This window comes from Xenorhabdus cabanillasii, assembly GCF_003386665.1.
GTDB lineage: Bacteria > Pseudomonadota > Gammaproteobacteria > Enterobacterales > Enterobacteriaceae > Xenorhabdus > Xenorhabdus cabanillasii.
This window is the reverse complement of record NZ_QTUB01000001.1, coordinates 1,343,365-1,365,361: the sequence shown is the minus strand read 5'-3', so window position 1 is coordinate 1,365,361 and position 21,997 is coordinate 1,343,365. Positions and strand designations below refer to the sequence as shown.

The window sequence follows — 21,997 nt, the reverse complement described above, 5'->3', positions numbered from 1 at the left end:
TAAATTTATGCAATTTTTTTAAGTTGTCTCTTTGTTACCTTCACTTTGTTCCAGATACCGTGGTTACAAACATAGAGCTAACAAGTTTCTGAAGAGCCATTCACTGGCCGTCTAAATATAATTAGAAGCCTGTCGGGTATACCCCAAAATCGCAAGAATGCTGTTTTCTCACGTCTTACCGAAAAATGGCGAGCGACATAGTTAGCGGCTAATTCCAGTGACAAACACATCACAAAATAAACTAACGCAATAAATAAAAAGACTTCCATCGGATAAACCATACTGCGGTTATTAACCTGTGTCGCCAAAAATGACAGTTCCGCTACTCCGACAATATAAGCTAATGAAGTGTCTTTGATTAACGCAATCCATTGGTTGATAAACGAAGGCACCATCATACGCAATGCCTGTGGCAGAACGATATGCCACAATACTTCCCAACGATTGAAACCCAAAGACAGCCCTGCACGCCATTGGCCTTCACCAATCGCCAGAATACCCGCTTTGACGCCATGAGCCAGATAAGCAGAAGTGATCAACGCCAGCGCACAAACTACAGTAGTGATTTCAGGTATTTCCATACCCAAAACCACTGGCAACAAGAAATAAGTCCAGAAAATCAGCATGATAACCGGAATAGCACGAAAAAATCCCAGTATCGCTGCCAGCAAATTTACCCAAAAACCACGCAACATCGCCAATGCGACTCCTGCCACTGTCCCTAAGACGATGGAGATCACTCCGGCCATAATACTTATCATCAGTGTCAAAGCTGCGCCTTCCAACGGCCCGTCTGGAAACGTTCCCAACAACAAATAGCGCCAGTTTTCTGCTATAACAGTAAAGTCCATATCAGTACCCTCTTGCCAGTATTCTCTGCTGACGCCATTGCCCCCAACCTTCCATCACAGCAATAATGGCGATGTAGAGTACTGTCGCCACGCCAAACGCTTCAAATGTTTGCAGAGACTGTGTTTCTACCTGACGGGAAGCATAGGAAAGTTCAGCGACACCAATCGCCATTGTTAATGATGAATTCTTGACGATAGTCATGTACTGCCCCAAAAGTGGCGGCATAGCAATCTTCAATGCCTGTGGCAGTACGACATGGCGCATAGCCTGCCAGCCAGTTAAGCCCAATGCGTGGGCAGCATATTTTTGGCCGCGTCCAACACCCTGTATTCCGGCTCTTAACTCTTCTGCCACAAAAGGCGCGGAATAGAGTGTCAGGCCGATAAATCCAGCCAGAAACTCAAATGAAGGCCATTCCAGAGTAAAACCTGCAATTGTCATCTCATGAGGGGTATTCAGCCAGATCATGGCATCTTGAGGCAAAATCTGGCCGGAAGCGAAATACCAGAAAAACAGTTGTACCAGCAATGGGGTATTGCGGAATACCGAGGTGTACACCGTAATCAACCAACGCAATGGCTTGATCTGGCTGTCCCGCGCTGCCGTAATCACAAAACCCAGTAAGGTGGAAGAAACAATGGTGCAGGCAGAGATCCATAATGTAATCAAGAACCCTTGCCAGAGCCATTGCAGATATTCAGGAGCCAATAAGTACTCATCAATAAATTGCTCAAACATATTATTCACCATAACAAATGGCAAAGCCCCGCACAAAGACGGGGCTGGTTTCCGATATCATTTTCCCAGATGTGTGTTAGTCCGCTGCCTGACTATTTAATGGAGCAAATTTAAAATCACCACGCGGCTGGGCAGATTTTGTGTCAGGGCCAAACCAACGATTATAAATTTTCTCTGCTTCACCCTCTTTCTCCAGTTTCAACAATGTCTGGTTAATCGCTTCAACCAACCGGGTTTCTCCTTTTGAAGCCGCTACAGCCTGATATTCGCGGGTAATACTGAAAGGTGATATTTCAAAATCTGCTTTTTGCGCTTCAGGAACATTTGCCAATAAACCCACCAGCTTTGCATCATCCTGAGTGATCGCCTGAACATTACCATTTCTCAACGCCGCGAATGCCAGCGGGGTATCGTCATAAGAGATAACTTTCGCAGTCGGATAACGCTCACGCAGTGTAATCTCCTGTACAGTTCCCTTATCCGCGCCGATACGCAATTTGGCGATATCATCCGGATTAGTCAGGACACCTTTTCGGGCAATGAATTTTTGCCCTGTGGCAAAATAAGGAATGGAGAAATCTACCTGTTTTGCTCGTTCATCAGTGATCGTGAAGTTAGCAGCGATTAAGTCAATTTTCTTGGAAGAGAGTAGTGGAATACGGTTTGCGGGATTGGTTGGGCGCAATTGCAGTTTCACGCCCAGGTCACTGGCGATTGCATTGGCGATATCCACATCATAACCAGCAAGTTTTTTCGTTTTAGGATCGATAAAACCAAAAGGGGGATTACTGTCGAATACCGCAATACGAACCGTCCCCGCTTTTTTTATATCATCAAGTTTGTCTGCTTTCGCTACGCCAGAAACTAATACCAGACTGGTCAGTAATGCAGTCACTGCTATCCGAGACTGATTGCGGAATTTCATTGGACACCCCCTGTTGTTAAGTTGTTAATAATTATTTATTGTCCAATAAAAACTATCAATTTCGTCATAGCACTTGAAATAATATAAAATACTATATTTATATCTTTTTGGAATAATATTTTTAAGTGAGCTTTTACCGGCACTTAAGAGCATACCTCTGTTTCAATCATAAAAATTATTCATCTTTAGTAAGCAATTCTTCCAGTTTATCGCCCCCAACATGGCGAAAATCCTGTCCTTTGACGTAATAGAAGATAAATTCACAAATGTTCTGACAACGATCGCCAATACGTTCAATAGAACGGGCACATAAAAGTGCGGTCATGATGCTTGGAATAGTACGTGGATCTTCCATCATATAAGTCATTAACTGGCGCACAATGCCTTCATATTCCTGATCTACTTTTTTATCTTCACGATAGATACGAATGGCTTCTTGCAAATCCATACGGGCAAAAGCATCCAACACATCATGCAGCATCCGAATGGTATGCCAGCCCAAAGATTCCAGACTGACCAGCAACGGTTGCTGTTGATGAGAAAATTTCTCCAGCGCCGTCTGACAAATTTTATTCGCAACATCACCAATACGCTCCAGCTCAGCAATAGTCTTTGAGATAACCATTATCAGGCGCAGATCACTTGCAGCAGGCTGGCGTTTGGCAATGATACGAACACAGGCTTCATCTATCGCCACTTCCATCATGTTAACTTTCTGGTCATCTTCAATGACTTGTTGGGCTAACTGTTTATCCTGATTGTGCATCGCCAGAATCGCCTTACTGAGCTGCTCTTCTACCACACCACCCATTGCCATTAATTCAGTACGGATATGTTCCAGTTCAGCATTGAACTGACCAGAAATGTGCTTGCCGAAATTCAGATTGTCCATCTTTATGCTACCTCGTATCTGCCCATATCAACCATAACGACCAGTAATATAATCTTCGGTCTGCTTCATTTTCGGTGTGGTGAACAAGATGTCAGTGTCACTGAACTCAATCAACTCACCGAGGTACATAAAAGCCGTATAATCAGAACAACGTGCCGCCTGCTGCATATTGTGTGTAACGATCACTACGGTATATTCCGATTTCAGTTCACTGATCAGTTCTTCAATACGTCCTGTAGAAATCGGGTCGAGAGCAGAGCAAGGCTCATCCAGTAACAGAACTTCCGGGCGGATAGCGATAGCACGGGCAATACACAAACGCTGCTGCTGACCTCCGGACAGGCTGTAACCACTCTGGTGTAACTTATCTTTGGTTTCGTTCCACAATGCGGCTTTTGTCAGCGCCCACCGGACTCGCTCATCCATCTCAGCTCTTGAGAGTTTTTCAAACAAACGCACGCCAAAAGCGATATTGTCGTAAATCGACATCGGAAATGGCGTCGGCTTCTGAAAAACCATGCCTACTTTGGCTCGTAACAAGGCAATATCCTGTTTATCGGTCAGAATATTCGTTTCATCCAGCAGGATCTCGCCTTCTGCCTTCTGTTCTCCATACAGTTCATACATTTTGTTAAAAGTACGCAGTAATGTTGATTTGCCACATCCTGACGGACCAATGAAAGCAGTTACCTTATTCTGTGCAATATCCAACGTAATATTTTTCAGTGCATGGAATTTGCCATAATAGAAATTCAGATTACGTACCTGAATCTTACTTCCTGCAACATCATTGGCTTTACTCATCAACGTTTCTCTCTTCAATATCAGTACCTCTAATATCAGAATTTCTTCTTGGCAAATAACAACCGCGCCAAAATATTAATCAACAGTACACACAAGGTAATCAGTAAAACCCCGGCCCATGCCAGTTGCTGCCAGTCAGAGAATGGACTCATAGCAAATTTGAATATGGTGACAGGCAGATTGGCAATTGGCTGACTGAGGTTAGTGCTCCAGAACTGGTTGGAAAGCGAGGTGAATAACAATGGGGCGGTTTCCCCTGCAATACGGGCAATGGCCAGTAACACACCGGTAATAATGCCCGATATTGAAGCTTTCAACGTAATGGCGGAGATCATTTTCCATTTCGGTGTTCCCAGTGCATAAGCTGCTTCACGCAGGTTATCCGGCACCAGTTTCAACATATTTTCCGTTGTGCGGATAACAATCGGGATTTGTAACAGAGCCAGCGCGATGATCCCTGCCCAACCGGAGAAATGCTGCATTTTTGTCACAACGACCGTGTAAACAAACAGCCCTACAACAATGGAAGGGGCAGAAAGCAGGATATCATTGATAAAGCGGATCACCTCAGCCAGCGGAGAACGACGGCCATACTCAGCAAGATAAATACCCGCCATAATTCCCAATGGCGTACCGAACACCGTTGCCCAGAAGATCAGGAGTCCACTGCCAACAATGGCGTTTGCCAGCCCGCCTCCTTCTGTGTTGGGCGGTGGCGTCATTTCGGTAAATAATGCCAGAGACATACCATCAATGCCTTTAGTGATTGTGGAGATCAAAATCCAAATCAGCCAGAACAAACCGAACGCCATTGTTGCCATAGACAGAAACAGGGCGAGATGATTTTTCTGACGCCGCCAGGCTTGCAACCTATGGCGTTTATCAATTCTTACCATTTCAACGTCCCTCGTTCCCGGACAGACGCATGATCATCAATTTTGATAACGCGAGAACAATAAAAGTGATCACAAATAAAATCAGCCCCAGTTCCATCAACGCAGAGGTATGCAGACCAGATTCCGCTTCGGCAAATTCATTTGCCAATGCTGAAGTAATGCTGTTTCCCGGCATATAGAGGGAGAGGCTGTCCAGTTGATAGGTATTGCCGATAATAAAAGTCACTGCCATGGTTTCTCCCAGAGCACGCCCCAGGCCCAGCATCACACCGCCGATTACCCCATTTTTGGTGTAAGGCAGGACGATATGCCAAATCACTTCCCATGTTGTACAGCCAATCCCATAAGCCGACTCTTTCATCATAACGGGCGTTTGCTCAAATACATCGCGCATCACAGAAGCGATATAGGGAATAATCATGATGGCAAGAATGATGCCCGCAGCCAGAATACCAATGCCGAAAGCCGGGCCGGAAAACAGTTCTCCTACGACAGGAATACTCGACAACACATCACCGACAGGTTGCTGGAAATAGGTGGCAAAAAGCGGGGCAAAGACAAACAGCCCCCACATGCCATAAACGATACTCGGGATCGCCGCCAATAATTCAATTGCCACACCAAGCGGCCGTTTCAGCCAGTTTGGTGCCAGCTCTGTCAAAAACAGAGCGATGCCAAAACTGACCGGAACGGCAATAATCAGGGCAATCAATGAGGTCACTAATGTGCCATAAATCGGTACTAATGCACCGAAGATCCCCGCAGGTGCATCCCAATCTTTATTCCATAGAAAAGTAAAACCAAACGTCTGCATGCTCGGCCAGGCAGCAATGAGCAGCGAGATGATAATGCCTCCCAACAGAAATAACGTCATCAGAGCCGCCAGCCTGACCAGCGTACTGAAAATAATATCACCGTGTTTACCTGGTGCTTTCTGTACTGTCTTATGCATGGTTTTTCTATGTATAGCTTTTCTATGCATAGTTCTTCTATGTATAGTATGTTCAGCCATGCGCTCAGTTTCCATTTGGGTTATTTCCCTTCAATAACATCACTGATACAACGAATTATTAATACAATGCATTACCGTGCTTATCTTTTATGTCATTTTTCCAGGCTGCACGTACCTGTTCAATGACGGCTTTTGGCAACACAGCATAATCCAGTGCCTTCGCTTGCTCACTGCCCTTCTCGTAGGCCCAGTCAAAGAATTTCAGGACTTCTACCCCATGTGTGGTATTTTTCTGCTGTTTATGAATTAAGATGAACGTCGTTGAAGTGATCGGCCATGCATTTTCGCCGGGTTGATTAGTTAAATCCTGTGCGAAACTTTTGCTCCAGTCCGCCTCTTTTGCTGCCGCACTGAAATTAGTTTCGGTAGGCGCGATAACTTTTCCATCAGCGGCTACCAACTTGGTATAGGCGAGATTATTTTGTTTCGCATAAGCATATTCAACATAACCAATGGAGCCGGGCAGACGCTGGACGAACGCCGCAATGCCATCATTACCTTTGCCGCCCAGTCCGATCGGCCATTTCACTGTAGAACCTGCCCCGACTTTTGCTTTCCAGTCGCTGTTGACTTTGGACAGGTAGCTGGTGAAAACAAAGGAAGTACCGGAACCATCCGCACGGCGAACCACCACAATATTTTGATCAGGTAATTTGAGATCCGGATTCAATTTCGCAATGGCGGGATCATTCCATTTTTTGATGGTTCCCAAATAGATGTCACCGAGGGTTTTGCCATCTAATACCAATTGGCCGGATTTGATACCCTGAAGGTTTACCGCCAGCACAATACCGCCAATCACGGTCGGAAACTGGAATAAACCTTCAGAAGCCAGTTTGTTATCAGTAAGTGGGGCATCTGAGGCACCAAAATCAACCGTGTTGGCAATAATCTGTTTTACACCACCAGAAGAACCAATCCCCTGATAATTGATTTTATTACCCGTCTCTTTTTGATAAGAATCTGCCCACTTGGTATATATCGGTGCCGGGAATGTCGCACCAGCTCCCGTCAAGCTGGTCGTTGCAACAAAGGTAGTTGCAGCAAATGAAGACAAAGACGTCATAGCAAATACTGTTACCATGATGCCTGCCGCGGTGATACGCATTGATTTCATACACCCTCCTGCTGAGATATACATCATTCATTAAAAACAACTTTCAACAATGTCGACAATCTGGTTTTTAGATAAAAAATGGTTCAGGAGGGAAAAATAAGTCAACTTAATGACAGTAAAATGTATGAATTATGACATTTTTATGACAGTCATTCAGAAATTCCCGCTACTATCTCATTCATACTCATATCCCATAGCCTGAATTTCATCAATGCAATGTCATAACTTGTCATCTATGGCTGATGGTTCTATGACTAATGATTCGGTCGCCAATGGAATATAGGCGCGAATGGATAACCCACCTCTCTCACTTCTGCCCACATCAAGATAACCGTCATGTTTGTCGATAATGAGGCGGATAATAGCAAGCCCCAAGCCGACGCCACTATTATGATGATCGAGTTTATTACTGTAACTCTGTTTTCCCTGCCTGAAAGGCTGAAACAAAGTCGCTGCTTCTTCTTGTGTTATACCTGTCCCATTATCTTCTATTTGAAACCAGCCAAACTGTTCAGTAGCCCCACTACTGATGCGGATCCAGCCGTTGCCATAGCGATGAGCATTAGTGAACATATTCGCCAGAACACGTTTAACTGAAAGTGGATTAGCCATAATAAAAACAGGAGCAGCGGACAGGTTATCTTCAATATTTTTTCCGGCACTATTATTTTCTGCGCTCGTCTTCTCTGCCATTACTGCTTTTTCTGCACCAATCACGTCTTCAATAAGTTGATTTAATTCACAGCGGACTATTATGGCATCCAGCCCAGACCGCTGGTAATTAATGAATTGATTAATGATGGTGTCGCACTCTTCAATATCACGATTGATCGACTCACGCAGAAAATCATCTTCTCCACCAATCATTTCGATCGCTAACCGTATACGAGTCAGTGGAGTGCGTAAGTCATGGCTTATGCCTGCCATAAATATGACACGCTCATCTTCCAATGATTTAACCCTCACCGACATTTGATTAAATGCCCGGATAACTGACTGGATGGCAGGTGCTCCCGATTCAGGTAATGGCGTAACGATTTTCCCTTTTCCCATTTTTATTATTGCTTGCTGTATGGCAGTTAAGGGCTGTTTTTGGGCACGCAGGTAAAACCAGAATGCCGTAGAAACTGATAATACTGTCGTCAACACACTGATGAGGATATAATTTAACATACTGATAAATAATATTTTTTCCAGCTATGATAATAGTAGGTAAGCAGCCAGATAACTGACCGTCAGGCTGCCCCACAGCATCACCAATATCCAATACAGAGCACGGGGGAATACACCGTGCAGCGGGAGCCTGAATCTTTTCATGCTTTCTTCCAGTTATTCTTTACTACCATCAGGAACAAAAACATACCCCAACCCCCAAACAGTCTGGATATAACGAGGATGGGCGGGATCTTCTTCAATCAAACGACGTAAACGGGAAACCTGCACATCAATGGAACGCTCCATAGCACCGTACTCCCTGCCTCGTGCCAGACTCATCAGCTTATCCCGTGATAAAGGTTCGCGGGGATGAGATACCAATGCTTTCAGTACAGAGAATTCACCACTGGTCAGGGACAGTTGTTCATCTTTATGAAACATTTCACGAGTTCCAAGATCCAGCTTAAACTTACCAAAGGTGACTATCGCGTTATCCGGTGTCGGAGCACCAGACAATTCATTAGAGTGACGGCGCAGGACAGCACGGATACGTGCCAATAGTTCCCGCGGGTTAAAAGGTTTTGCAAGGTAATCATCCGCACCGATTTCCAGACCAACAATCCGATCAACTTCTTCCCCTTTCGCGGAGATCATAATGATGGGGATCGGGTTATGCTGACTTCTCAATCTTCGACAGATAGATAACCCATCTTCGCCCGGCAGCATTAAATCCAGAACAATCAATTGAATAGATTCTCTGGTCAACAAGCGATCCATCTGCTCTGCATTTGCAACACAACGAACTTGAAAACCCTGCTCCGACAAATAGCGCTCTAGCAATACGCGTAAACGCATATCATCATCAACAACAAGGATTTTATAACTCTCTTGCATGTTTCAGCTCCCAAGATGTTCCATGCTCGCAATATCCATTATTCTCACAGAAATCCCATGCTCTAAAAGACACTAAGGTCATGTATTCCAGGAATATTTATAATATTGACAATAATTGCTTATGTTTCTGTTTTTCATCCTTGTTTTCCTGTCTCCATTTGCACCTAATTTTTATGCTTCCAATGGCTGGTAACTAATTTCCAATATCCAGTAAACCACTTTACCATTAGGTGTCATGACGGTAATTTCATCATCGACCTGCTTACCAAGCAGCGCCCTTGCCACAGGTGAATCAATTGAAATCCATTTTTTGCCAGGGTCAAATTCATCCGGCCCCACTAAGCGAAAAATATATTCTTCAGCGTTTTCGTTTTCGACTTTAACCCAGGCCCCAAAAAAAACTTTTCCTTCCTGCCGCGGATCAGCATCCACAATTTGCAGAACATCCAATCTCTTGGATAAAAAACGCACACGGCGGTCAATTTCCCTTAACCTTTTTTTACCATAAATATATTCTGCATTTTCTGAACGATCCCCCAATGCGGCTGCATCAGATACAGCCTGAGTAACTTTTGGGCGCTCAATTTTCCAGAGATACTTCAGTTCCTGATCAAGCGCCAGCCAGCCTTCTCGGGTAATGTAGTTACTTTTGCCCATGAAAACCCCACTTGAGAAAATATGATTAATGGCGCAGTACTATATCTTAACCGTACAGATATTCGATGAATTCTGTCGCAACCTGACAGAAATATTGTGCTATACCTGATAGATTTCGAGTTGCATCACAACAACAAGTAACAGCCAAAAAACAGGTAACCTGAAAGATAAAAGGCATAAACTGGAAATTATCGCGCTCTGTGCGTATATAATGGTGTCAAGTTTGAACCCTGTCAGCATCTGTACTTAATGGATTTCAAGTTGCTGCCATCAAAAAGCAACTTGAATGAAGGGTAGATCAGATAAATTTGGCACTGTCTGCTGATATCTACAGGCGCTGAGAAAGTTAAAGAAAACAGACCATGAATGAATCTTTAAGTCTAATCATTGCTGGTGAGCTACAGGCTCAACCACAACAAGTCCTGGCAGCCATTACCTTACTTGATGAAGGAAATACTGTTCCCTTTGTTGCCCGTTACCGTAAAGAGGCCACCGGTGGTCTGGATGATACACAGCTTCGCCAGCTTGAAAACCGCCTTGGTTATCTGCGCGAACTGTCAGACCGTCGCCAGACTATCCTGAAATCCATTGAAGAACAGGGAAAATTAACGGATGAACTGGCTGAAGCCATTAATACCACACTGAGCAAAACCGAACTGGAAGACCTCTATCTGCCCTATAAACCTAAGCGCCGTACCCGTGGGCAGATTGCCATTGAAGCCGGGCTGGAACCATTGGCGGATCTGCTGTGGCAAGACCCACAGCAAGAACCGGAATCGGCTGCAACTGCTTATGTTAACGCTGACAAAGGTGTTGCAGATACCAAAGCCGCACTGGATGGTGCCCGCTATATCCTGATGGAACGTTTTTCTGAAGATGCCGCTTTATTGGTGAAAATACGTGAATATTTGTGGAAAAATGCACATCTGGTTGCCAAAGTTGTTGAAGGTAAAGAGGAAGAAGGTGCCAAATTCAGCGATTACTTTGACCATCATGAAGCCATCGCCTCTGTACCATCCCATCGCGCCCTTGCCATGTTCCGCGGACGCAATGAAGGTATCCTGCAACTGTCCCTGAATGCCGATCCTCAATTTGAAGAAGCATCTAAGGAAAGTTATTGCGAACAGATCATCACAGAGCATTTGAACCTGCGCCTGAATAACGCGCCGGCTGATAATTGGCGCAAGGCTGTCGTGAACTGGACATGGCGCATTAAGGTGCTGTTGCATATGGAAACCGAACTGATGGGGACGCTGCGCGAAAAAGCTGAAAATGAAGCGATCAACGTTTTCGCCCGCAACCTGAATGATCTGTTGATGGCAGCACCTGCGGGTATGCGCTCCACAATGGGATTAGATCCGGGTCTCCGCACAGGAGTAAAAGTTGCAGTCGTAGATGCGACAGGCAAACTGCTCGCTACGGATACCATTTACCCGCATACTGGTCAGGAAAACAAAGCAGCAGCCGCCGTTGCAGCTTTGTGTACCAAATACAATGTTGACCTGGTAGCCATCGGTAATGGTACTGCATCCCGTGAAACAGAACGCTTCTTTGCTAATGTTCAGAAACAGTATCCTGACGTCACTGCGCAGAAAGTCGTGGTCAGTGAAGCTGGCGCATCTGTTTACTCCGCTTCAGAGCTGGCCGCACAAGAATTCCCTGATTTAGATGTTTCTCTGCGTGGTGCTGTCTCCATCGCCCGCCGTCTGCAAGATCCCCTGGCGGAACTGGTGAAAATCGATCCTAAATCCATTGGTGTCGGCCAGTATCAGCACGATGTCAGCCAAACCCTGCTTGCCAAAAAACTGGATACGGTAGTTGAGGACTGTGTGAACAGTGTTGGTGTCGACCTGAATACTGCATCAGTTTCCTTGCTGACTCGTGTAGCCGGCCTGACTCGTTCTGTTGCCCAAAATATCGTGAATTGGCGTGACGAGAATGGTCGTTTCAACAACCGTGGAGAATTGCTGAAAGTTCAACGGCTTGGACCAAAAGCCTTCCTGCAATGTGCAGGCTTCCTGCGCATAAATCAGGGTGATAACCCGCTGGATGCTTCCACCGTTCACCCGGAAGCCTATCCGGTCGTTGAAAAAATTCTGACAATAACAGAACAGACTCTGCCGGAACTGATGGGCAATCCAGCCGCTCTGCGCAATTTAAAGGCTCAGGATTTCACAACTGAAAAATTCGGTATTCCGACAGTAACCGATATCCTGAAAGAGTTGGAAAAACCCGGTCGTGACCCACGCCCTGAGTTCAAAACAGCCACTTTCGCCGACGGTGTTGAAACAATGAATGACCTGCAAACAGGTATGATTCTGGAAGGCACTGTCACCAATGTCACCAACTTCGGTGCTTTCGTTGATATTGGCGTGCATCAGGATGGATTAGTGCACATCTCTTCCCTATCCGATCGCTTTGTGGAAGATCCACACACTGTCGTGAAAACAGGTGATATTGTGAAAGTCAAAGTGATGGATGTTGACCTGAACCGTAAACGTATTGCCCTCACTATGCGCCTTGATGAACAGCTGGGCGAAGCATCAGCTCGCCGTGGCAACACGCAGGGTGGCAATCGACATGAACGTAATAGCAATGAACGCGGCAAAAATGGCAAAGGTCGCCATAATCTCCGTTCATCAAATTCCGTACCATTGACCAACAGTATCATGAGTGATGCGTTGGCTGCCGCTCTTGATAAAAAACGTTAATCTCTTTCTATAAATTATCTCCTGAACTGACCCAAAAGGGTCAGTTTATTTTGGTAGATAAGACGAAGTTTAATTAATATAGTCTTATTTCTATTTCTGAAAATATTTCTCAATCATATACATAAAAAAACCATAACCTTCATTGTGATAACTTTATTTTATTAGCAATATAATAAATTTAAATAGATGATAACGGCTGACGTTCCTCATAAATAACCCGTATAATTCATCACGCAACACATTTAATAATCAATATATTTCATAATAATAAACACCATAATAATGGTAATTTATTTAATTTAATTAAAAACATAGCAAAAAATTAAATTGTTAAGGAATAATTTATGAATAAATATGTCCAAAGCAGTTTTGAGTTACTCAGCAATATAAGATTTTTCAACCTTGCCACTAATGATCCAGACGCAGAATCAGTTTGGTCATCAACACTCTTTTACATTCCTAAATATAATCCATTAAGTTTAATTTGGTATTCAAAACAAGATACCCGACATTCTCAGGAACTGTGCATGAACCCTTGTGTCAGCGGGACAATATACAGCAGCATCACCATGCCTGACTCAACGTTGATACTCGCAGGCTCTCAATTCATTGGCCATGCCTATCAAGTCCCCGACGACGAATTACAAGAAACATATGATTACTTTTTCCTGAAAACTTATCCTGATGAGAATATCAGAAAGAAAAAAGCCCGTCCTATTACTGATTATTATGGTAATGCGATACGCCGTTTCTACGAATTGAAAATTGAAGCATGGTGGGTATATGACTCAACACTTTGGAGTGAACACCAGGATGATGCCCGTGTTCCAGTGCCATTAAGTGACCTGCTTCATCCACCCAAAAATTAATGAATAAAACAAAATACATTTGAAGAATTCATAGGAAAAATAAATATCAACAAGCTTCATTTCTTATTGGAGCTTGTTATTAGTTCCCCCCAACATTCTTTACATAACTTTAATTTCAATAAAATCACCATTAAACTGATTAATATCAATTTATTCCATCATCATTCGTGACAGACACATAGAATTGGTATTGCATATTATTCTCATTAGTACTTTAATTCAAAATAATTAATGTACTTTTTTCTTGTGAATTTTGCTTTATTGAGGATAATAATTCTCATAATCACTAACTTTCAAATTTTAACGGAATGTTATATGTTATTGACTCCAAATCAAAGCTATAAAATTCTGGGATTCTTTCCACAGATAAATCCAGCATACAGACAGAAGTTATTGTCTCTGGGAATGTTGCCCGGTTCCACATTTCAGGTCATCCGGGTAGCACCATTGGGCGATCCCATTCAAATAGAAACACGCAGAGTCAATTTAATTCTCCGTAAAAAAGACTTAGCATTCCTTACATTAGCAGTAAATCCAGCAGAATGAAGTCTAAGTTCAGTACAATCCAGGCTGAATGTAATGACGTGCAATATTCCTGATCAGTAAAAAGTATGATGAAGCAATTAACTATAGGTTTGATCGGTAATCCCAACTCTGGGAAAACCACTTTATTTAACCAACTTACAGGCTCCCGACAACGAGTCGGCAACTGGTCTGGGGTTACAGTTGAACGTAAAACCGGGCATTTTTTCACCCAAAATCATGAAATAGACCTTGTAGACCTTCCCGGTACTTATTCTCTTACTACCATTTCTGAACAAACTTCGATTGACGAACAAATTGCCTGCCACTACATACTGAGTAGTGAAGCTGACATGTTTATCAACGTCGTTGATGCTTCGAATCTGGAACGCAATCTCTATCTTTCGCTGCAAATTATCGAGCTTGGCATTCCGTGTATTGTTGCCCTGAATATGTTGGACATCGCTAAAAGCCAACATATCAATATTGATATCGCGGCACTGGAACAACGCCTCGGTTGTCCGGTGATCCCGCTCGTTTCTACCCGTTCTACAGGGATAGAAGCTCTGAAAGATGCCATTGACCAATATCAACAGACTCTCCGGCCGATGCTGGTTGATTACCCCAAAACCTTATTGCAGGAAGTCGATCTCCTCGCCGGTCAGATCTCAGAGAAATTTAATCCACAACAACGTCGTTGGCTCAGCTTACAGATACTGGAAGGAGATATTTACAGCTTTGCACGTTCGGGGCTGACTCAGGAGCAACTGACTGAAAGTAAAACCCGTCTGCAACAGCAACAAATTGAAGAGCCGGAACTTATTATTGCTGACGCCCGCTATCAAGCGATTAACGCCCTGTGTCTGACAGTCACTGATATCCACTCCGCAATCCCCAATAAGCTGACTCAGACGATGGATAGAATTATCCTCAATCGCTGGCTAGGTGTACCTATCTTTCTGTTTGTCATGTACCTCATGTTCGTACTGGCGATTAATATTGGTGGTGCCTTACAACCCATCTTTGATGGTGCTTCTTCTGCTATTTTCATTGATGGTATGCAGTGGCTCGGCCATACACTCCACTTCCCCGGCTGGCTGACGATTTTCCTTGCGCAGGGCATCGGAGGTGGTATCAATACCATGCTGCCACTGGTTCCGCAGATCGGCATGATGTACCTGTTTCTTTCTTTCCTTGAAGACTCTGGCTATATGGCTCGGGCAGCATTTGTAATGGACAGATTGATGCAGTCTTTAGGATTGCCGGGTAAATCCTTCGTCCCACTGATTGTCGGCTTCGGTTGTAACGTCCCTGCTGTGATGGGCTCCAGAACACTGGATGCTCCGCGCGAAAGACTGATTACTATCATGATGGCACCATTTATGTCCTGTGGTGCACGGCTGGCTATCTTCGCCGTCTTTGCCGCAGCCTTCTTTAATAAACATGGCGCAAGTATCGTCTTTTCTCTGTATATCCTCGGTATTGTCGTTGCTATCCTGACCGGCTTGTTGCTTAAATTCACCATAATGCGTGGCGAAGCATCACCTTTTGTCATGGAGCTGCCTGTATACCATATTCCCCATGCCAAAACCCTGCTAATCCAGACCTGGCAACGTCTGAAAGGATTTGTGATCCGTGCGGGTAAAGTGATTGTTGCCGCCAGTATACTTATCGGTGCTCTCAATAGTTTTTCTTTTTCTGGCAAGGCCGTGGACAATATCAACGAATCTGCTCTGGCGTCGGTCAGTAAAGTCATCACGCCGATCCTTCAGCCTATCGGTGTACATGCTGAGAACTGGCAGGCAACCGTCGGCCTGATAACAGGAGCAATGGCAAAAGAGGTCGTTGTCGGTACACTGAATACGCTCTATACCGCTGAAAATATCACTAAACAGCCATTTAATCCGGATGAATTTAATTTACTGGATGAGCTGAAAGGTTCAGTGACAGAGACATGGGATAGCCTAAAAGGAGCATTGACTCTCAGCGCCTTGTCTAACCCGATTGAAGCCAGCAAAGGCGATGGCGATATGGACAGCAGTTCTATGGGAGTAATGAGCGTTAAATTTGGTTCAACTATCGCAGCCTATAGTTACCTGATCTTTGTTCTGTTATACGTTCCCTGCGTTTCTGTAATGGGAGCTATCGCCCGTGAGACCAGCCGAGGCTGGATGACTTTTTCCATTTTATGGGGATTAAACGTCGCCTATTCTCTGGCTGCGCTGTTCTATCAGGTCGCGACGTTTTCTGCACATCCGCAAAGCAGCTTGCTCACTATTTTGGCTGTCATTCTGTTTAATATATTCGTCCTTATCGGCTTACGCCGCGCACGCAGCAAAGTCACAATTGCATTTAATAGTACCAAAAACCATAGCACCAAAGACCGGAGCTGCGAATGTTCCGGCGGTAGCTGTCACTAGGAGCTATTATGATTAGCCTGTTGCAAATCCGAGATACCGTTGCCCTTAATGGACGTACCGATGCAAGATCGTTGAGCCACCAACTTTCAGCACCACAGTCCATAGTGGAGGCCATGCTCAAGCAACTGGTGACAATGGGTAAATTGGAGGAAGTGGATATTTCCTCCTGTCTGAGTGGTGGCTGTAAGCAATGCCCGGAAACACAAAAATGCGATATTAAGGCGTATCAATTGGCGATAAAAGATTAAGCAATATCTCATATTCCCCCCCTTTAGGAATACTTAAGCAGCTTGCCTAAAACAGACAAATGTCATATATTCACTATGACATTTGTCATTTTTGGGGAGTGATTTATGAGAATCTATGTACCAAATGATACGATCAGTAAGAAAGCTCTCTGGCGCTCTGTAGGGCTACCAGCAAACCGGGGAAGTGATCTGATCGAAACCTTACAAGCTGGATTACCACTTGATGTGCTGGATAATCTTCATCGAGACTCAGAGATATCTAAAACCGACATTCTTCGCATTGCTGGTATCAGTGAACGTAATGTTGCACGTCGTAAAAGTTCTAGTCGCCCATTTTCACCCGATGAAAGCGAACGCATAGCTCGCTTGGTTCGCGTGTTTGATGCCGCCATCAATTTCTTCAATGGTGATAAAGAAGCGGCCTATCATTGGCTCAAGGAGCCTGTTAAAGGGCTAGGTAATATTGCACCAATTTCCCTTATCTCAACAGAAAGTGGTGCTCTTGAAGTGATGGACCTCATTGGCCGACTGGAACATGGTGTTATTGCATGATTTTTTACCGATTAGTAAAATCCATTCATGCCAATGAAGCATGGACGGGGTATGGCGCCAAAAGATTTGGTGGGCGCTGGAATCATAAGGGACACTATGCTGTCTATGTGTCCAGTTCTATCGCCCTTGCTACACTAGAACTGTATGTCCACACCTCAAAAGAAAGCCTTCTTGAAGAATACCAGCTATTTTCTATTGAGTTAGCAGATAAAAATGTGGATTACCTGGATCACAGCTATCTCCCTGATGACTGGAGGCGTGACCCCGCACCTGTTTCAACCATGGATATAGGTAGTGACTGGCTAAATGCGGCAGAAAATGTTGCCCTGATAATTCCTTCTTGTATTGTTCCTTACGAAAACAACGCCATTATCAACCCAAATCACCCTAAATTTTCCAAGTCCATTGAATCAGTTAAAGAATTAGATTTTACATTCGACCAACGCCTAATCCTTTAACGACAGCATGGTCATTCACTTAACCATTGCGATAAATTGAAAAATAAAAACCGTTCTCTTATTATTCCATATGCAGTTCTATCATTATTATTAATAACCTGAGGATACTAATATGCCTAAAGAGTTATTTGCTGCAACAATAGAGTCTGCTGGTCACCTTAAAATGAAGTGTTCATCACGGGGTTTTACCTTTCATGTGGATGAACCCAAAAATCTGGGTGGAACAGATGAAGCCATGAACCCTGTGGAAGCGCTTCTTTCAGCTTTCGGAGCCTGTCAGTGTATTGTAGCGAAAAGTTTTGCCGGCAAACATAAAATCAATTTAATTGATATTCAGATAAAAATGGAAGGTGAATTAGATACCGACGGTTTCACAGGTAAAAATAAAAACGCCAAAATCGGTTTTTCCAAAATCACGTCAAAATACTATATAAAGGCAGATAATACTGATCAGGAAATTCGCGATTTTATTCAGTTTGTAGAAAGTAATTGCCCTATACTCGATACTATCGTCAATACGCCGGAAATTGTAACTGAAATTTATCCTGTCAGATAAATAATCAATTCCCCGTAATATTTATACCCATAACATTGCTGTTATGGGTAATTGTTTTTATATGTAATTATGAGTAATTGCTATTTTGAGCAATTATCAATAAGCAATTTCACCATCCACAAAATCCATCAATACATCCACAAATTCATCAGGATGAGAAATAAATGGTGCATGAGCCGCATTGCGCATAGTGACAGAGTGTGTATGTGACCACTGACGGTCAAGTATTGCAGCAATCTTGCGTGGTACTAAACCATCAAGATAGCCATAGATGCGCAAGAAAGGTAATTGAAGCTGTGCCAGTTCAGCCCTCAAATCCTCCGTACGCAGAATTTCCAGCCCTGCATTGAGCACTTCCACGGCCGGCATCGGTTGGTTCAATACCACCGATTTCAGTAAACGAGCATCCTGACGGGCGCTATCCGTTCCCAACGTTTGCAGTGCCAGAAAACGCTCAACAGTCTTCTGGAAATCTTCGCTCAGTTGGTGTTTGAAAGCGCTCAGAACAGTTGGTTTGATTCCCGGCCAATCCCCGTCTTCACTGAATTTTGGGGAAGATGCCACTGTGATTAATCCCGCCACTTGTTCAGGATGGTCTAACACAATCTGACTAGCAACCAATCCTCCCAACGACCATCCAAGCCACAGGGCATTTTCTGGTGCCTGTTGCCACACTGTCTCTGCCATCTCTTTCAGTGTCATAGCCGGATACTGCTGACTGCGTCCATATCCCGGCAAGTCCACTAAATGTAAACGAAAATGCGAAGCCAGTCGTGTTTCCACTGAACGCCAAACTTCAGCATTCAGTCCCCATCCATGCAGCATCACAATATCACGAGGAACTTCACCTAAAGTCTGCCAAAATAACTTACCCATTGTTATTCTCACCTTATTTGTCATCAGGGATTTCTCATCAAGGAAGAAAACTATGCTAACAATGGTTGGATACTGTTGGCTATGCCATCAAAATTTGTATTTTGCCCATCATGGAATCTGCCATATCTGCAACCAGAAACTAAAACGATTAGAACATGTTTGCCCGCGTTGCGCGTTGCCTGCCGAATCCAGTGATTTCCCCTGTGGCCGCTGTCTAAAAAACCCACCGCCGTGGCAACGGCTTATCGCTGTTACTGATTATGTTCCACCGTTGAACCAGCTTATCCGCCGCTACAAATATCATGGTGCACCACAAATAGCGACAGTATTGGCTCGTCTGTTTCTTTTGCATTGGTTGCAAGGTTATCGTGAAGGCCGCTGGAGCAAACCGAATTATATAATTGGCATTCCCCTGCACCACCAGAAGCGCTGGCGACGAGGGTTTGACCAGGTTGAACTTATCATCAAACCTTTGGCACGCTGGTTGCAATGCCAATATCAACCCAATCTTTTACAACGCACACGTGCTACACTCACACAACGGGGCTTATCTGCCGCCCAAAGGAAAACCAATCTTAAGCATGCCTTTCAATTGCACGGCAATTTTACTGATCAACATGTCGCCATCTTCGATGATGTGATCACCACAGGCACAACTCTGCACGAAACCACACAGTTGTTAATTCGTGCGGGTGCCCGCTCCGTGCAAGCCTGGGCAATATGCCGAACCTTGTAGTTCCCTCATAAATGGGCGTATTATAACCAACTAGAACAGTCAACTATTGAGCAAATGATATGATTAATATTACTGAAGCAGCGCAAGCGCACTTTGCCAAACTACTGGCAAATCAAGAACCCGGTACACAAATCCGCGTTTTTGTCATTAATCCAGGAACGCCGACTGCTGAATGCGGTGTTTCCTATTGCCCACCTGATGCTGTTGAAGCCACTGATACCGAATTGAAATTTGACAAGCTTTCTGCCTATGTTGATGAAGTCAGTGCTCCTTTTCTGGAAGAGGCTGTCATTGATTTTGTGACTGACCAGCTTGGCTCCCAACTGACCCTGAAAGCACCAAACGCCAAAATGCGTAAAGTGGCAGACGATGCGCCACTGATTGAGCGCGTTGAATATCTCCTGCAATCACAGATCAATCCTCAACTCGCAGGTCATGGTGGCCGTGTCAGCCTGATGGAAATCACCGATGATGGTTATGCCATCCTGCAATTTGGTGGTGGTTGCAACGGTTGTTCTATGGTCGATGTCACCCTGAAAGAAGGGATTGAAAAACAGTTGTTACAGATGTTCCCTGAATTGAAGGGCGTCAAAGACCTGACTGAACATCAGCATGGCGAACACTCTTACTATTAATACACTAATTTCATTTTCTGTTCTTAGTACTTCTGCTCGCTTGGTCATGCCTTTCCAATGCCAAAATTGGGAAGGCTGTAGAGTTATATACCCTATGGATTTCAAGATGCATCGCGACAGCAAGGGAATAAGATTATTAAGAAACTGACACCTTAAAATGAAAATTTAAGAAATAACATTGAGTATTTATGGATCATTTTCAAACAATAAGCTCTGAACAGGCCTACCAAAACTGGCTCGATAAAAGCGCTCTGATGGTGGATGTTCGTGATCCGCAAAGTTTCCGTGCTGGTCATGTAACAGGTGCATTTCATTTAACGAATGAAACTATCAATAAATTCCTGCAAGAAGCCGATTTTGACCAACCAGTCATGGTGATGTGCTATCACGGGCACAGCAGTCAGGGAGCTGCACAATACCTAATCAATATTGGTTTCGAAACCGTATACAGCGTTAACGGCGGCTTTGAAGTGTGGAAAAAAGATTATCCTCATGCTGTTCATTCTGAATAAATTCTAATCTTTTGCTATTTACTATGGCGTCTTTAAGTACGGTGTCTTTAACTGCGGTATAGTCCTTCTGCATAACAAGCTCCTGTGCCATTAACCCCAATTTAAGGCAGATAAAACACGCAATGATCCATGTAACCTCAATATCTAACCCAAGACTGGCTCAGGCCTTCATTGATTATATGGCGACGCAGGGTATTCACCTGACCATGCATCCTGCCAATGAACCGCATGTGGTTGAATTATGGCTGGAAGACGAAAGCCAATTAAATTTTGTTGAACAAGAACTCAACAAGTTTGCCCGTGATCCGCTTAATGAACGCTATCAAGCTGCCAGCTGGCAAACAGGTAAATCAAACACACCTTTGCCATACCATAACAACCTGAGCTGGAACACACTGAAAAGCCAATCTGGACCATTGACTGTCGCCATAACCGCGCTCTGTATTCTGGTTTACCTCTGGATGCAATTTGCTGGAATTAATGAGGTTATGCGCTGGCTGGCATGGCCCAACAATGCACAATATCTGGAACTGTGGCGTTGGATTAGCCCCATATTTCTGCACTTTTCATTGCTACATATCCTGTTTAATTTGGTGCTTTGGTGGTATTTCGGCAGTCAGGTTGAAAAAAATATTAACAGCGCAAAACTCATTGAAATAACAATAGTTTCTGCATTTTTCAGTGGTTGGGCACAATCGCTGTTCAGCGGCTCGCATTTTGGTGGTCTTTCCGGTGTGGTCTATGCTCTGATCGGTTATGTTTGGCTGACAGGAGAAATGTCTCCTGGAAAGGGAATTAGTGCTCCCAGAGGGCTTATCGCCATCTCAGTTATTTGGTTATTCGTTGGCTATTTCAATATGTTTTCGCTCAATATTGCCAATGCAGCCCATTTTTCAGGCTTATTCATCGGGTTATTGATGGGATTATGGGACAATTTACGCAAACAAAAAAATTAATAAT

General features: G+C 44.1%; 24 protein-coding genes. 12 read left to right on the top strand and 12 right to left on the bottom strand.

From position 1 onward, the window contains the following. Positions 1 to 77: 77 nt before the first annotated feature. The 11 genes from BDD26_RS06695 to greB form a co-directional block, all read right to left on the bottom strand. A complete protein-coding gene (locus tag BDD26_RS06695) occupies positions 78 to 851 on the bottom strand; it encodes an amino acid ABC transporter permease (protein WP_038261723.1) in 774 nt (257 codons plus the stop codon). Between the two features lies 1 nt (position 852). Further along, complete coding sequence (locus BDD26_RS06690; RefSeq protein WP_038261726.1) at positions 853 to 1,590, bottom strand: amino acid ABC transporter permease; 738 nt, start codon at positions 1,588 to 1,590, stop codon at positions 853 to 855. Between the two features lie 76 nt (positions 1,591 to 1,666). Continuing rightward, positions 1,667 to 2,515, bottom strand: coding sequence for an ABC transporter substrate-binding protein (locus BDD26_RS06685; RefSeq protein WP_038261729.1), 849 nt, complete (start codon positions 2,513 to 2,515; stop codon positions 1,667 to 1,669). Positions 2,516 to 2,690: 175 nt separating this feature from the next. Further along, positions 2,691 to 3,407, bottom strand: a complete 717-nt coding sequence (gene phoU, locus BDD26_RS06680; RefSeq protein ID WP_038261732.1) for a phosphate signaling complex protein PhoU — start codon at positions 3,405 to 3,407, stop codon at positions 2,691 to 2,693. A gap of 27 nt (positions 3,408 to 3,434) precedes the next feature. Then, positions 3,435 to 4,211, bottom strand: coding sequence for a phosphate ABC transporter ATP-binding protein PstB (pstB, locus tag BDD26_RS06675; RefSeq protein WP_038261735.1), 777 nt, complete (start codon positions 4,209 to 4,211; stop codon positions 3,435 to 3,437). A 35-nt stretch (positions 4,212 to 4,246) separates the two neighbouring features. Next, positions 4,247 to 5,107 (bottom strand): phosphate ABC transporter permease PstA, encoded by an 861-nt coding sequence (gene pstA, locus BDD26_RS06670; protein ID WP_038261737.1) that lies wholly within the window; start codon positions 5,105 to 5,107, stop codon positions 4,247 to 4,249. A gap of 1 nt (position 5,108) precedes the next feature. Further along, positions 5,109 to 6,059 (bottom strand): phosphate ABC transporter permease PstC, encoded by a 951-nt coding sequence (gene pstC, locus BDD26_RS06665; RefSeq protein ID WP_038261754.1) that lies wholly within the window; start codon positions 6,057 to 6,059, stop codon positions 5,109 to 5,111. 118 nt (positions 6,060 to 6,177) lie between these two features. Continuing rightward, positions 6,178 to 7,236 (bottom strand): phosphate ABC transporter substrate-binding protein PstS, encoded by a 1,059-nt coding sequence (gene pstS / locus BDD26_RS06660; protein ID WP_115825910.1) that lies wholly within the window; start codon positions 7,234 to 7,236, stop codon positions 6,178 to 6,180. Between the two features lie 219 nt (positions 7,237 to 7,455). Next, positions 7,456 to 8,409, bottom strand: coding sequence for an ATP-binding protein (locus tag BDD26_RS06655; RefSeq protein WP_232217415.1), 954 nt, complete (start codon positions 8,407 to 8,409; stop codon positions 7,456 to 7,458). A 156-nt stretch (positions 8,410 to 8,565) separates the two neighbouring features. Beyond that, positions 8,566 to 9,285, bottom strand: coding sequence for an osmolarity response regulator transcription factor OmpR (ompR, locus tag BDD26_RS06650; RefSeq protein ID WP_115825908.1), 720 nt, complete (start codon positions 9,283 to 9,285; stop codon positions 8,566 to 8,568). Between the two features lie 171 nt (positions 9,286 to 9,456). Beyond that, the gene (greB, locus tag BDD26_RS06645; RefSeq protein ID WP_038261744.1) at positions 9,457 to 9,942 is read right to left on the bottom strand and encodes a transcription elongation factor GreB; all 486 of its coding nucleotides are present in this window, start codon (positions 9,940 to 9,942) and stop codon (positions 9,457 to 9,459) included. Positions 9,943 to 10,304: 362 nt separating this feature from the next. Here greB and BDD26_RS06640 point away from each other — a divergent pair, with 362 nt between their 5' ends. The 8 genes from BDD26_RS06640 to BDD26_RS06605 all read left to right on the top strand — a co-directional run bounded on the left by BDD26_RS06640 (position 10,305) and on the right by BDD26_RS06605 (position 18,278). Further along, on the top strand, positions 10,305 to 12,653 hold the full coding sequence (locus tag BDD26_RS06640) for a Tex family protein (RefSeq protein WP_115825906.1): 2,349 nt from the start codon (positions 10,305 to 10,307) through the stop codon (positions 12,651 to 12,653). A 344-nt stretch (positions 12,654 to 12,997) separates the two neighbouring features. Further along, positions 12,998 to 13,522, top strand: a complete 525-nt coding sequence (locus tag BDD26_RS06635; protein ID WP_115825904.1) for a pyridoxamine 5'-phosphate oxidase family protein — start codon at positions 12,998 to 13,000, stop codon at positions 13,520 to 13,522. Between the two features lie 315 nt (positions 13,523 to 13,837). Continuing rightward, entirely contained in the window at positions 13,838 to 14,068 is a 231-nt protein-coding gene (gene feoA / locus BDD26_RS06630) for a ferrous iron transporter A (protein ID WP_038261750.1), read from the top strand. A gap of 68 nt (positions 14,069 to 14,136) precedes the next feature. Continuing rightward, positions 14,137 to 16,464: a Fe(2+) transporter permease subunit FeoB gene (gene feoB / locus BDD26_RS06625; RefSeq protein ID WP_038261758.1), complete on the top strand. Its 2,328-nt coding sequence runs from the start codon at positions 14,137 to 14,139 to the stop codon at positions 16,462 to 16,464. An 8-nt stretch (positions 16,465 to 16,472) separates the two neighbouring features. Then, entirely contained in the window at positions 16,473 to 16,712 is a 240-nt protein-coding gene (locus tag BDD26_RS06620; protein WP_038261752.1) for a FeoC-like transcriptional regulator, read from the top strand. Between the two features lie 105 nt (positions 16,713 to 16,817). After that, positions 16,818 to 17,264 (top strand): type II RES/Xre toxin-antitoxin system antitoxin, encoded by a 447-nt coding sequence (gene parS, locus BDD26_RS06615; protein WP_038264670.1) that lies wholly within the window; start codon positions 16,818 to 16,820, stop codon positions 17,262 to 17,264. Beyond that, complete coding sequence (locus BDD26_RS06610; protein WP_038264672.1) at positions 17,261 to 17,722, top strand: RES family NAD+ phosphorylase; 462 nt, start codon at positions 17,261 to 17,263, stop codon at positions 17,720 to 17,722. The genes parS and BDD26_RS06610 overlap by 4 nt, the downstream gene beginning before the upstream one ends. Before the next feature lie 112 nt (positions 17,723 to 17,834). Further along, positions 17,835 to 18,278, top strand: coding sequence for an OsmC family protein (locus BDD26_RS06605; protein WP_115825902.1), 444 nt, complete (start codon positions 17,835 to 17,837; stop codon positions 18,276 to 18,278). 96 nt (positions 18,279 to 18,374) lie between these two features. On the opposite strand, the gene bioH is transcribed toward BDD26_RS06605, so the two are convergent. Next, positions 18,375 to 19,154 (bottom strand): pimeloyl-ACP methyl ester esterase BioH, encoded by a 780-nt coding sequence (gene bioH, locus BDD26_RS06600; RefSeq protein WP_115825900.1) that lies wholly within the window; start codon positions 19,152 to 19,154, stop codon positions 18,375 to 18,377. A 52-nt stretch (positions 19,155 to 19,206) separates the two neighbouring features. Between bioH and gntX the strand changes: the two genes are divergently transcribed. From gntX to glpG, 4 genes are all read left to right on the top strand, one after another. Then, the gene (gene gntX, locus BDD26_RS06595) at positions 19,207 to 19,890 is read left to right on the top strand and encodes a DNA utilization protein GntX (protein ID WP_115825898.1); all 684 of its coding nucleotides are present in this window, start codon (positions 19,207 to 19,209) and stop codon (positions 19,888 to 19,890) included. A 59-nt stretch (positions 19,891 to 19,949) separates the two neighbouring features. Continuing rightward, positions 19,950 to 20,525: a Fe-S biogenesis protein NfuA gene (gene nfuA, locus BDD26_RS06590; RefSeq protein ID WP_115825896.1), complete on the top strand. Its 576-nt coding sequence runs from the start codon at positions 19,950 to 19,952 to the stop codon at positions 20,523 to 20,525. Between the two features lie 188 nt (positions 20,526 to 20,713). Continuing rightward, the gene (gene glpE / locus BDD26_RS06585; RefSeq protein WP_038264686.1) at positions 20,714 to 21,037 is read left to right on the top strand and encodes a thiosulfate sulfurtransferase GlpE; all 324 of its coding nucleotides are present in this window, start codon (positions 20,714 to 20,716) and stop codon (positions 21,035 to 21,037) included. A gap of 122 nt (positions 21,038 to 21,159) precedes the next feature. Continuing rightward, positions 21,160 to 21,993, top strand: coding sequence for a rhomboid family intramembrane serine protease GlpG (gene glpG, locus BDD26_RS06580; protein WP_038264689.1), 834 nt, complete (start codon positions 21,160 to 21,162; stop codon positions 21,991 to 21,993). Positions 21,994 to 21,997 lie beyond the last annotated feature (4 nt).